The following is a 12,538-nucleotide window of genomic DNA, read 5'->3' as shown; positions in this document are numbered from 1 at the left end:
TTTAAATCACATCAATTAATTTAATGAAGATGAAAACGTATCGAATCAATTTTGGAATACTGCTTGGCGCACTGCTGAGTATGACATTTATGCTTACCGCTTGTGACGACGACGATGATACCACCGTTATACCTGACGCTGAGATTGTGACCCTCAACGAAGTGGCACTGACCGGGGCTGACGAGGTGCCGCCTGTCAATACGCAGGCAACAGGCACCTTCAGGGGGACCTACAACATGGATACAAAAGTTATGAACTACACCGTCACTTTTCAGGGCATCACACCAACTGCCATGCACTTTCACAGGGGCGCTGTAGGCGTGGCCGGACCAATCACTATACCGATCAATCCGGGCACTGACCCATATTCCAGCAATAACCCTTATATGAGCCCGCTGGTTGGCTCAACGCCTCCACTCACAGCTGCGCAGGAGGCAGAACTGCTGGCGGGAGAGTGGTACATCAACATACACAGCAGCCAGTACCCTGATGGCGAGTTGAGAGGCCAGATTACCAGATAAGAAACGGTATAGGTGCCTGGCTGTTCTGCTCACTGGCAGCCTGGCGCCTGCACCGCCTTACTCTGTAGCAGAGGGACGATTCAATCATTCTGTGTTTTAATTCTGTTTTAACTATTTTTTTTTAATTTTAAAGAATTAAGAACGAGCGGTTTTGGCACTTAGAAAATCCGCTAATCAGAAAAAGGCTTTTCTATATGATTGAAATCCAAGACAACCTCCTGAAAGACTTGGAAGCCATAAGGCAAATCCCCATTGTACCAAACATGCTTGAAACTGTCTGTCAGCTTACGGGCATGGGCTTTTCGGCAGTTGCACGTGTAACAGAGGACAGATGGCTGGCCTGCAGCGTGCGTGATCAGGTACATTTCGGGTTGAAAGAGGGTGATGAACTGGAGATCGCAACTACCCTCTGCAACGAGATCAGGGATCACCGGCAGCCCATCGTTATTGACAATGTTTCAGAAGACCCGGCATACAAAGATCACCATACCCCCAGGATCTATGGCCTCCAAAGTTACATTTCGGTTCCCATCATTCTGAAAGACGGCACTTTTTTCGGGACGCTTTGCGCTATCGACGCTAAACCGGCCAAAGTCAACAACCCCAAGGTGGTAAATACTTTTAGGTTGTTCGCCGACCTGCTGGCCTTCCATTTACAGAGTCGGAGTGTGCTTGAGCGCAGCTACGTTGTGAACCTGGAACTGCAGCGAAAGAACAGCATGCTGCGGGATGCCAACTTTGATCTTGATAACTTTGTATTTACTGCTTCGCATGACCTGAAATCCCCCGTTGCCAATATCGAAGGCCTGATCTCTGTCCTCTCTGATGCTGTTTCGAAAGAAGAACTGGACCGAGAAGAGATCAAACAGATCACCGCCATGATGAAGACCTCCCTCAAGCGTTTCTCCTCCACAATAAGGGACCTTACCACCATTGTGGAGCTAGATAAAACGGGGTCAGATGAAAACACTGCGGCCCTTGATCTTTATGTGATCGTGGAAGAGGTGAAACAGGACTTGCAAAGTCTCATAGCAGAGTCCAATGCACGCATTGAGGTGATGGCTTCGGATAGTCATTTAACAGGCCTTTCCCTGAAGAATTTCAAAAGCATACTCAGCAACCTGATCAGCAACGCCATCAAATACCGCTCTCCTGACAGAACGCCAGAGGTAATTGTGAAACTCGAAAAGTCTGAGGGCAAATCATACTTGTCGGTACAGGACAACGGGCTAGGTATACCAGCCAGCAAACAGGACAATGTCTTTACAATGTTCAAGCGCCTGCATGACCATATAGAGGGCAGCGGCATCGGGCTGTACATTGTAAAAAGAATAGTGGATAGAGTGCAGGGAGAAATAAAGGTACACAGTGTACTACACGAGGGCACCACCTTCACGATCATTTTTTAAGCATCCTTCTTCCTGCTACGCCACAATACCAGGCTTCTTTAAAAAGACAAAGGCACCGATCTACACCTATGCACCTGTCTCTTTTAGATTTGGCCTTAACACTATCAGTATTTTAGCAGCCTCTTCGCAGATTGTCAGCATAGGCGTTTGGCAGTTCAGACTCCTCGACTGCTCTGGCGGCTTTCTCGAAGTCGTAGGCGAAACGAATAAACTCCACTTCTATGCTCTCCTTGTTCAGCACCGAGCTGTGCACGTCTATGGTCAGCATCACATAGCCTCCCCGATTGTCAGCGTCTTTGGGTTTGCCTACAGAACCAATATTGATGGCATGTCTGAAGTGGGGCTGTCCCTCTGCGGCTGCGTTTAAAATGCGGTGGTAAGGCTTATGAGTATGGCCGAAGCACATAATGTCGGCATCGGCGTCTTTCATAATGCGTAGCAGGCTTTTCTCATCGCGGTCCTCAAACAGATATTCGTTGATTTTGCGCGGACTGCCATGCACTAGCAAGAGATTCAGTTTATCATTGTTCAGTTGAAACTCGACTTTGATGTGGGCAGGGAGTGTACGGAGGTAACGACGCTGCTCAGGCTTTATCATTTTGTTAGTGAAGGCAATAGAAACGGCGCCATTGGCTTTTTCATGTTCTGTTTTGTAAGCGCAGCCGCAGTCGTCGCTCTCTCTGCCAATGCCAAAATCATAATTGCCGGCTATCGTAGGGATGTTTCGCCGACGTATCTCGTCGATCACCTCGTTTGGCCAGATGTTATACCCTACCAGGTCACCGAGGCAATAGATGAAGTCGGGTTTGCGGGCGTCTACGTCTGCAAAAAAGGCCTCTAAGGCAGGCAGGTTGGCGTGTATGTCACTGAAGAGAGCTATTTTGGTCATGGTGTCGTATTCATGAAATATTCATTGCAATATTACGATTAATATGAGGCTGTAGCAAGATCCGGATGTTACCTTTTTGTGATGCGCTTAGTTTCGCTCCACTACGATGTACCTGGCTGAGAAACCGTTCTGTTTATAAAGCAGCTGCAGGGCGGTAATAAGGGAGGCTATACCTGTGGATTTGGTTTGCTGCCCACCAAGCGGACGGAGGTAGTTCTGGAAGCCGCTTCCTGGGAGACGCATCACGATGCGACGGGCGTCTGACTCCTGTACTTCGGTGAGGGCCTTGGCAAGCACTACCTGGCGCATGTAGGGGAGGGCTGACTTCATGCTGCGGTAGTCCGAAAAAGCGTAAAGGCGGCAGTAGGAGCTAAGCTTGACTGAATTCACGCCTCAAAAATAGGATATAAAACTTTACCAGCACATCATATCAACCAGGTTGATCTTATTGGTGTAGGGTTCAAGTGCCCGCTTCGTGGCAAGCCCTCTGATCAGTCCGATGATGTTGGTCTCAGGGTTGCTCCACACTTCTGCAAAGAATTCGCCCATGTCGTATAGCTGTATGCGATAGCCGCGGCGACCCCGCTCAGCCAGAAAAGTCCCCTGTGCCCATATCATCTCCAATCTGCCAGCCAGTGTGTGGGTGTTAAAAAAACTGAGACTCATGCTGTGCTAAAAGTATTCGGGTGAAAAAGTAGGTTTAATCCTTGCTGGGGTCGTCGGGGTTGTCATAATCCCAATAAACCTCGATAGTAGCAGGTTTATCCAGGTACGCAGGTATAGGCGTGTAGATGATCAGCTCCCATCCAACTTTCTGCATGTCTTCCCGATGCAAACGCCTTGCCTGCCACATTAACCGCTCATGTATTTCCTGTCCTACAGGGCGACGGCTCCCTATATACGGGCTCCCTTCTTCGAATTTGAATGTGGTAGTATGCATAAACTACAATTTTTACAGCTATACCTTATACTACGTAAGTTGTTATGATTTGAAGCTCAGTTTTTGAAGATTTATCTGAGGGAGGCGGTACGGAGTGCTAATTAGTTGATATCATAGTGAATACACCAAATTTAATATAGTGTTATCTTTAATTAGAACAATAAAATATATAAAACGTAATAGGGTGCTAGCGACTTATTTTCTGCACTGCGAATTCCTCTAAGATCATGAAGGAGATCACCCTATGATTAGAATCTTAACTCTATTTGTGTTCCTGATAAGCGCCTACCCCTCTATTGCTCAATTCAATTCTGTAACTCCCTTAAGCCAAATCCCGATCTCTGCGAACACTGGTGAAAAGCCCCAATCGAAAGTATGGGCACATGCCGGTACGTTCTGGACGGTGCTGCCTAGTGCATTACCAGAAAATGTAGGGACTCATCTTTGGCGGCTGGATGGAACGGCATGGTCACGGGTTCTGAAAATTTCAGATAAGACTACTTCCAAAGTAGATTGCAAAGTAGTAGGAGATGTGACGCATGTTTTACTCTTTCATGAGTCTTCCAGCCAAAATCAGCCTGCGTTTTTTGATATTGTTACATTAAAGTACGAATCAGCTGATGGGACCTACTTAGACCATAGAGCAGCCTCCAATTTATCACTTGGAAATGGGGTTGAGACAGCAACAATTGATATTGATGGCGAAGGTAGAATGTGGCTAGCCTACGCAAGAGATAAAAAAGTACGGGTTAGGTATAGCGATACACCTTATAGCAATTGGAGTGATGAAATTGAACTTGCAAGTGGACTGAAAAGTGATGACATATGTGCCGTTATTGCTTTGCCAGGGAAAGTAGGTGTGTTCTGGTCAAACCAGAATTCAACAAAATTTGGTTTTAAAACGCATGTAGATGGGAGCAACCCTGGTACTTGGTCAGCAATAGAGGATGTGGTACATAATACCTCTGGGAATATAGACGGGGGGCTGGCAGACGATCATATGAACATGGCTGTCGCCAGTGACGGTACCTTATATTGCGCCATTAAAACTAGTTATTATAGTGGAGATCAGCCACTGCTAGGCCTTTTTGTGCGAAGGCCAACTGGTACATGGGATAATCTGTATAGCATAACCAAAGCGGGCTCAAGAACAAGGCCAATTGTCATTCTGAATGAAGTTGAAGAGATTATAAGGGTTGTGTATACAGATAATGAAAGTGGTGGAAATATAGTCTATAAAGAGTCGCCCCTTGATGTAATCAATTTTCCAGAGGATTTTAATGAGACTGTGAATAGATCTAATGGGCAAGCATCTAACAGAGAGCACACCTTAATAGAAGGATTCTACAACAACGTAACCAGTACCAAGGATAATTTTACCGACGAGATTGTCATCATGGCCTCTACCTCAAGAAATGCGCCAGCCCCATATTATGCCGTCAGCGTCTTAGCAACCTCAGAAATCATCCCGCTCCCAGTTGAGCTTGTAAGCTTTACTGCCAGGCTGTCTGCTGACGATGCGGTGTTGGAATGGAGAACAGCCTCTGAGCAGGATAATGACTACTTCAGTGTGGAGTCGAGCACAGATGGCCGAACATTTACTCCGGTTGGTAAGGTGACTGGCAATGGAACAACTCAATTGCAAAGACACTATTCCTTCACGGACAAGAATATTTCCAGGTATAGGGCGGAGGGCATTTACTACAGGCTACGGCAAGTCGACTATTCGGGTGAGTTTGAGTTCAGCCCGATCAGGTATGTGAGTGCGCCTGGTCTTCCAGATGCCATCACACTCAAGGCATTCCCGAGTCCCTTTGATAACTACTTGCAGGTGCAAGTTTCTTCCAATGAAGAGCAGGTTGGCACCCTCGTTCTCTATAATGCACAGGGGCGGATTGTCCAGTCGCAGGCGATCACTTTGAGAAGAGGAATTAATGCCATCACACTGACGGAACTCGACCTGGCAAGCGGCATTTACTTTCTGAAAGTCACTACGGCTGATCAGCAGCAAGTGCTGAAGCTTGTGAGTGAGTGATTGCTGTAATCTTACCTGTATGGCAAAATATAGCCTAATTGCCTTCAATTTTCCTGGCCTTCTCAAACAGCATAAAATGTTGGATCGGCAGGAAATCCTCCTTTTGCTGCAAAAGGAATCCATTTGCCTCCAGCTCTTTTTTGATCTGCTCGGCCGTCATCTTGTGCAATGCCCTGATGCGTACATCCGGGTCTTCGGCTTTGTATTCCAGCAGCAGGAGCTTGCCGCCAGGCTTTAAGGCGCTGTGAATAGACTGTAGTATTTCCTTCGGGTAGGAAAGTTCATGGTAAACGTCCACCATCAGAGCAATGTCCACTGAATTGGCAGGTAGATTTACCTGTAGGCTGTCGCCTTTAACGACAGTCACATTATGAACGCCTTCTTTTCCCTGACGGGATTCCAGTACTTTGATAAACCGGTCCTGCACCTCCACAGCGTATACCTTGCCCGCTGGTACTTTGGGCGCTATCTGAAAGGTATAGAAACCAGTGCCAGCCCCAATATCAGCCACCACAGAATTGGGCTTCAGATTCATGTTTTCGATGGTACGGGGTGAGTTCTCTTCTTCCTGACGAGTGTCACGGTCTAGCCAGTTGCCACCTGTGGCTGTCATGATAGCAGCAATCTCCCGACCCATGTATACCTTCCCTGTACCTCCTGAGGATGGCCTTTTATAGGTATAGCCGTCGGTTTGCGTGCTGGTGTCAGGTTGCTGGGCCTGGCAGGCGTGGCAGCTACTCAGGCACAGGGCGACCAGAAAGGTAAAAACAAATGTGAAGCCTGGAAATCCTATGTATTTTATCATACCGTGTACTTCTCCAGTCGCTGGGTTAGGTCATCTATCAGTTGTTCCGTCCACTTTTCAGCCACCAGTTCATAATCAGACTCATCCCAGTTTTGCAGGTAGTCCTTTTCGAGCCATACATTGTCCTGGTTCGGGCCGATGGTATAGAAGTTTCGGTCCAGCTTAAACAGCAGATCTTTGGTCAGGTCGAAGTTGTCGGCACCCACCCGCTGAAATCCTTCCAGGCGCAGGCGCAGCCCCATCTGGTTTACATTGCCCTTCTCCAGGCTGATCTCGGTGGTGGCATCTGAGCCTGGCTCACGCGTCCAGGTGTCAACTAATTTCTCTAGTTTGAAATCATGAAAAAGCGGAATGACATCCGCCAGGTGCTGGTGAATGTGCTGCGCCAGTTCGGGCAGAACAGTGTCATAGAGCTTACGTAAAGCCTGCTTGTCTTTTGTTGGGGATTCTTGCATGGTAAAGGGGTATTCAGACCTTCTTATACGAGCGGGCTGCAGTTTCTGCCACCCTGCCAGAAGGATACTTTACAAACGTATGCGGATAGCATGTCAGGTATAGCTGCGAGGTCAAATAATTGCTGTGTGGGGCATGTAGTCAATTTTTTGTATCTTGGGCTGAAATTTTCTCATTCATTTAAACCTCTATGAAAGACCAAATCATATTAGCCGGTAAGGCATCCGGTGTCGCGGTCCTGTTGGCGCTGGCAAGCTGTACCTCGTCGCAGACGCCTCAGACCCAGGATACGCAGGTGACGACCCAACCGCAACAGGCCGCTGAAACCAACCCATTGCTGCAGGAATGGACCGGCCCTTATGGCGGTGTACCTGCCTTCGACAAAATGAACCTGGCCGACCTGAAACCGGCTATGGAAAAGGCGATGGCGATGAACCTGGCCGAGATTGAAAAAATTGCCAACAACACACAGCCTGCCACTTTCGAGAACACCATCGAGGAGATGGAGCGTGCCGGCAAGGAGCTGAACCGCGTGTTCACCTACTACGGCATCTGGAGCAGCAACGTGTCTACGCCGGAGTTCCGCACCATTCAGCAGGAGATGGCGCCAAAGATCTCTGAGTTCAACTCTAAAATCTCACAGAACGAGAAGCTTTTCCAGCGCATCAAGGTGGTGTACGACAATGCCCAGAAAAACCCGCTACCAGCAGATCAGCAGCGTGTAGTGGAACTGGTGTACAAAGGCTTTGAGATGGAAGGTGCTAACCTGAGCCCTGAGAAGAAGAAGCGCTACGCCGATATCAACAAGGAGCTTTCGACGCTTTACACCAAGTTCTCCAACAACATCCTGGCTGATGAGGAGAAGTATGTGGTATACTTCACCAAAGACCAGCTGAGCGGATTGCCTGAGTCGTTTGTGAAGGCCGCTGCCAAAGCTGCTGCTGACCGTGGTAAGCCAGGCCAGTATGCCGTGACCAACACGCGCTCTTCTATGGACCAGTTCCTGACTTACTCTGACGAGCGTGGACTGCGCGAGCAAGTATGGAAGAACTACTACTCCCGTGCCGACAACAACGACGAGAACGACAACAAGCAGAACATCGTGGACATCCTGAAACTGCGTCGTGAGCGCGTACAGCTGATGGGCTACGACAATTATGCAGAGTGGAGACTGCAGGATCGCATGGCCAAAACGCCTGAGGCTGCGATGGACCTTATGATGGCGGTATGGCCATCTGCCATTGCCCGTGCCAAAGAAGAGGTGGCCGACATGCAGCAGCTGGCGAACAAAACCAGCAAAACCAAGATCACGATTGAGCCTTGGGATTACCGCTACTACGCCGAGAAAGTGCGTCAGCAGAAGTATGACCTGAACTCTGACGAGGTGAAGCAGTACCTGGAACTGGGCAACCTGACGCAGGCGATCTTCTTCACGGCGGGTGAGCTGTTTAACTTTAACTTCACGCCAGTACCAGAAGGTTCTGTGCCAGTATTCCACGAAGACGTGAAGGTATGGGAAGTAACCGACAAAACAACCGGTGACCACATCGGCCTGTGGTACCTTGATCCATTCGCTCGACAGGGCAAGCGCTCTGGTGCCTGGGCAACGACTTACCGCGCCCACACTACTTTCGATGGCAAGAAGACTGTGCTATCCTCAAACAACTCTAACTTCGTGAAGCCTGCTCCAGGTGAGCCGGTGCTGGTGTCATGGGATGATGCCGAGACCTTCTTCCACGAGTTCGGACACGCATTGCACTTCCTGGCTTCGAATGTGAAGTACCCTACGCTGAACAGCGGCGTGCGTGACTATACCGAGTTCCAGTCGCAGTTGCTGGAGCGCTGGTTGTCTACTGACAAGGTGATCAACCAGTTCCTGAAGCACTACAAGACAGGCGAGCCGATGCCGAAAGAGCTGGTGGCTAAGATTGAGAAAGCCTCTACTTTCAACCAGGGCTTTGCAACGACTGAGTTCCTGGCCTCTGCCCTGATGGATATGCATTTCCACCTGGCCGATCCGAACAACCTGGACCCGGACAAGTTTGAGAAAGAAACGCTGTCTAAGCTAGGTATGCCGAAGGAGATCGTGATGCGTCACCGTTCACCACATTTCGGACACGTGTTCTCCGGTGAGGGTTATGCCACCGGATACTATGGCTACCTGTGGGCCGACGTGCTGACATCTGATGCAGCAGAAGCATTTGCGGAAGCACCAGGCGGGTTCTATGACGCCGAAGTGGCCGCCAGGCTGGTGAAGTACCTGTTTGCGCCGCGCAACTCGATGGACCCGGCAGACGCTTACCGTCAGTTCCGTGGCCGCGATGCCAAGATCGATGCGCTGATGCGCGACCGTGGCTTCCCGGTACCAGGCCAGCAAGGCAAGAAGTAAGTTTTAGTCGGTAAGGCTTAAGCTTTACCAGACAATATAAAAACGGCCGGGGGCATTGCATAGCAGTGGCTCCGGCTGTTTTTATTTCATAATGGTATAGGATAATATCTGTCAATCTTTGTGTAGTACCTGCTCTGGCGAATGTGGATCTGTAAAGAGCAATTATCAGGTATAGCAAGCCTTTTACTACTCGAGCAACCTTTAACCACATGTATCGTCATAAGTGTATTGTACATTAACTGACCGCAGATTTTATTGAGGAAACCGCTACGATACTGCATGCTAATTTTGCTGCCGCTGTTGCTTGTTTTCAGCAAGGCGGGTCTGGCGCAGGCGCCTGAAGAGAAGCCGGAGGACAAACCTATGCTCAAGCTGGGAGGTGCGCTGCGTTTTAACTACAATCTCTCTACCTGGAAAAAGGATCAGCTGGAGCGGGCCGGTGACTTTGGCTTCGATCTCTTTCGCATCAATGCAGAAGCCGCCTACAAAGGCATTAAGCTCAATGCCGAGTTTCGCCATTACTCCCAGGCATTTGGTGGCGCTTTTCTAAAGCAAGGCTGGTTCCAGTACGATTTCGATGAAGGTTCCCAACTACAGCTCGGGCTTAACCAGGTCCCTTTCGGCATCCAGCAATACAATTCCAACAACTGGTTTTTCAACATGACCTATTACGTCGGTTTTGAGGATGACCACGACATGGGTGTGAAATACATACGCGACAGCGGCCGCTGGCAATGGCAGGCGGCCTACTATAAAAGTGCCGAAGAGTTTGTGTTTGGCTTGGCAGAGCCGAGCCCCAACCGCTACTCTTACGATGTAACGGGCCGCAACAAGGAGAACAACCAGCTTGACTTCAAACTGGTGCGCCGGCTCGGCGACAGCCTGGCACACGAAATAGGTTATTCACTACAGGGCGGGCTGCTTTACAACATCGATACCGAGCGTAACGGCACACGTTATGCCGGAGCGGTGCACTATGAATACAAATCATCCCACAGCCCCTGGAACATCAAACTACAGGCCATGCTTTACCGCTTTCAGCCAGCCTACGCAGATGGTGCCGACCTCGACTTTGTGGAGATGGGGGCCTATGGCGCCAACTACAATGTGGCAAACCGGGGAGAGATCTACACGGCAGGTATAGCCTATCATATACCTGTTGAAACCAAACTTTTGCAAGGTATAGACCTGTACAATAACTATGGGTACTATAATAAGCGGGAAAGCGGCTTTGAAAACGCGCACATGAACGTATTGGGAGCGCTGTTTACCGCAGGGCCCATGTACATCTACACCGATGCGGCATTTGGCTACAACCATCCCTGGCTGGGGCCGGAGTGGACAAATGCCTTCACCACCGGAACCCCAGGTGATACAAAGTGGCATATGCGCTTCAATATCAACATGGGGTATTACTTCTGAGACTTAAACCAAACAGCATGAGTAAAGTTAAAAGTCATATTAAGAGATCTTTCGGACTAGAGGTAAACGGACCTGTCTTCTGGTCATCTATCGTGATCCTGATCATCATCATTGCGCTTGTACTCATTTTCAGGAAAGGAGCAGAGACCTTTTTCTCCGCTGCCCAGACGGCGGTGACGGCCAATGCAGGCTGGTTGTTCATATTGAGTGTGAACCTGTTTGTGGCATTCTGTTTTTTTATCGCCTTTGGTAGGTTTGGGGGTATCAGGCTGGGCGGGAAGGATGCCAAGCCGGAGTTTTCGACCTCTGCCTGGTTTGCAATGCTTTTCAGTGCAGGTATGGGTATAGGGCTCCTGTTCTGGAGTATAGCTGAGCCGATCAACCACTTTCAGACGCCGCCGATGGGCGAGCCGGGCACACCGGCAGCTGCACGACAGGCCATGAACTTTACGTTTCTGCACTGGGGACTGCATGCCTGGGCGATCTATGCGCTGGTGGCTTTGGCCCTGGCTTTCTTTACGTATAACCGGCAGCTGCCACTTACAGTGCGCTCAGCCTTCTATCCCTTCCTGGGGGAGCGCATCCACGGCATTATCGGGCACGTGATCGATATCCTGGCAGTGATTGCGACTTTGTTCGGTCTGGCTACCTCCCTGGGCCTGGGAGTGAAGCAGGTAGCTGCAGGTCTCAACCACGTGTTTCCAGTCATCGCAAACGATATCACGACCCAAATCATCCTGATCGCGGTCATTACAGGTATAGCCACCGTGTCGGTGGTGACGGGTGTGGACAAAGGCGTGCGTATTCTCAGTGAGTGGAACATCCGCATCGCGCTTCTGATCCTGATCGCGGTGCTGTTGCTCGGGCCTACGGTTTTTATTCTGAGCTCCTATGTGCAGAACACCGGTTATTACCTGGGTAACTTCCTGCAACTCTCTTTCTGGAACGAAGCATTCTCAACGAATAACTGGCAGGGCTCCTGGACGGTGTTTTACTGGGCCTGGTGGATCTCCTGGGCGCCGTTTGTCGGTATATTCATTGCGCGGGTTTCAAAGGGGCGTACCATTAAAGAGTTTGTGCTCGGCGTGCTTATAGCACCATCGCTACTTTCCTTCCTGTGGATGACCGCTTTCGGGAGCACCGCGCTGCGTGATATACTGTCTGGAAACACCGCCATAGCCGATGCCGTGGCAGCCGATATTTCAACAGCTCTCTTCGTGTTCTTTGAGCAGCTTCCTTTTTCGACCGTACTCTCCGTAATCGGCATTTTGCTCATCGCAGGCTTCTTTGTCACTTCTTCAGACTCCGGTTCTTTAGTAGTCGTGAGCCTGACCTCTGGGGGTATGCCCAATCCGCCAGTAGGCACGCGCATCTTCTGGGCGCTTTCAGGAGGCGCTATTGCGGCGGTGTTGCTGCTGGGAGGGGGCTTACAGGCCCTGCAGACTGCCGTTATCATCACGGGGTTGCCCTTCGCCATTATTCTGCTGCTGATGTGCTATAGTCTGTACCGGGGATTAAGCGAAGAACTGGAGGAAGAGCTGAAACTGGGACAGGCGAGTGAGCGGAAGGCTTATCAGCAATTGGTGGCCGAAATGCTGGCCAAAAGGGCTCAGAAACAACATGCGCCAAAAACATCAGGAGGCGACGGTACTCCAAATAAACCATTAGAATAGAG

The 12,538-nt window shown here is 49.7% G+C and carries 12 protein-coding genes; 6 read left to right on the top strand and 6 right to left on the bottom strand.

The features are described 5' to 3' along the window. Window positions 1-29: 29 nt before the first annotated feature. Both AC5FXQ_RS00830 and AC5FXQ_RS00825 read left to right on the top strand, forming a co-directional pair. Window positions 30-521, top strand: coding sequence for a CHRD domain-containing protein (locus AC5FXQ_RS00830; RefSeq protein ID WP_493600610.1), 492 nt, complete (start codon window positions 30-32; stop codon window positions 519-521). A 194-nt stretch (window positions 522-715) separates the two neighbouring features. Continuing rightward, entirely contained in the window at window positions 716-1,930 is a 1,215-nt protein-coding gene (locus AC5FXQ_RS00825; protein WP_493600609.1) for a sensor histidine kinase, read from the top strand. 112 nt (window positions 1,931-2,042) lie between these two features. Here the strand turns inward: AC5FXQ_RS00825 and AC5FXQ_RS00820 are convergent, their stop codons facing one another. The 4 genes from AC5FXQ_RS00820 to AC5FXQ_RS00805 all read right to left on the bottom strand — a co-directional run bounded on the left by AC5FXQ_RS00820 (window position 2,043) and on the right by AC5FXQ_RS00805 (window position 3,759). Then, window positions 2,043-2,819 carry a metallophosphoesterase family protein gene (locus tag AC5FXQ_RS00820; RefSeq protein ID WP_493600608.1) on the bottom strand — a complete coding sequence of 259 codons (777 nt, stop codon included), beginning with the start codon at window positions 2,817-2,819 and terminating at the stop codon, window positions 2,043-2,045. Between the two features lie 87 nt (window positions 2,820-2,906). After that, the gene (locus tag AC5FXQ_RS00815) at window positions 2,907-3,209 is read right to left on the bottom strand and encodes a hypothetical protein (RefSeq protein ID WP_493600607.1); all 303 of its coding nucleotides are present in this window, start codon (window positions 3,207-3,209) and stop codon (window positions 2,907-2,909) included. Between the two features lie 24 nt (window positions 3,210-3,233). After that, window positions 3,234-3,485, bottom strand: a complete 252-nt coding sequence (locus AC5FXQ_RS00810) for a hypothetical protein (protein WP_493600606.1) — start codon at window positions 3,483-3,485, stop codon at window positions 3,234-3,236. A 34-nt stretch (window positions 3,486-3,519) separates the two neighbouring features. Next, the gene (locus AC5FXQ_RS00805) at window positions 3,520-3,759 is read right to left on the bottom strand and encodes a hypothetical protein (RefSeq protein ID WP_493600605.1); all 240 of its coding nucleotides are present in this window, start codon (window positions 3,757-3,759) and stop codon (window positions 3,520-3,522) included. Between the two features lie 244 nt (window positions 3,760-4,003). Here AC5FXQ_RS00805 and AC5FXQ_RS00800 point away from each other — a divergent pair, with 244 nt between their 5' ends. Then, on the top strand, window positions 4,004-5,794 hold the full coding sequence (locus AC5FXQ_RS00800; RefSeq protein ID WP_493600604.1) for a T9SS type A sorting domain-containing protein: 1,791 nt from the start codon (window positions 4,004-4,006) through the stop codon (window positions 5,792-5,794). A gap of 34 nt (window positions 5,795-5,828) precedes the next feature. Here the strand turns inward: AC5FXQ_RS00800 and AC5FXQ_RS00795 are convergent, their stop codons facing one another. After that, the gene (locus AC5FXQ_RS00795; RefSeq protein ID WP_493600603.1) at window positions 5,829-6,599 is read right to left on the bottom strand and encodes a class I SAM-dependent methyltransferase; all 771 of its coding nucleotides are present in this window, start codon (window positions 6,597-6,599) and stop codon (window positions 5,829-5,831) included. Further along, entirely contained in the window at window positions 6,596-7,054 is a 459-nt protein-coding gene (locus tag AC5FXQ_RS00790; RefSeq protein WP_493600602.1) for a hypothetical protein, read from the bottom strand. Before AC5FXQ_RS00790 ends, AC5FXQ_RS00795 begins: the two co-directional genes overlap by 4 nt. A gap of 188 nt (window positions 7,055-7,242) precedes the next feature. Here AC5FXQ_RS00790 and AC5FXQ_RS00785 point away from each other — a divergent pair, with 188 nt between their 5' ends. The 3 genes from AC5FXQ_RS00785 (at window position 7,243) to AC5FXQ_RS00775 (ending at window position 12,536) form a co-directional block, all read left to right on the top strand. Further along, the gene (locus tag AC5FXQ_RS00785) at window positions 7,243-9,441 is read left to right on the top strand and encodes a M3 family metallopeptidase (RefSeq protein WP_493600601.1); all 2,199 of its coding nucleotides are present in this window, start codon (window positions 7,243-7,245) and stop codon (window positions 9,439-9,441) included. 279 nt (window positions 9,442-9,720) lie between these two features. After that, on the top strand, window positions 9,721-10,863 hold the full coding sequence (locus AC5FXQ_RS00780; RefSeq protein WP_493600600.1) for a hypothetical protein: 1,143 nt from the start codon (window positions 9,721-9,723) through the stop codon (window positions 10,861-10,863). A gap of 17 nt (window positions 10,864-10,880) precedes the next feature. Further along, window positions 10,881-12,536 (top strand): BCCT family transporter, encoded by a 1,656-nt coding sequence (locus tag AC5FXQ_RS00775; protein ID WP_493600599.1) that lies wholly within the window; start codon window positions 10,881-10,883, stop codon window positions 12,534-12,536. Window positions 12,537-12,538: the final 2 nt, after the last annotated feature.

The organism is Pontibacter sp. LHS1, assembly GCF_058932855.1.
Note: the sequence above shows the minus strand (reverse complement) of the source record. Positions and strands in the feature narration are given on the sequence as shown.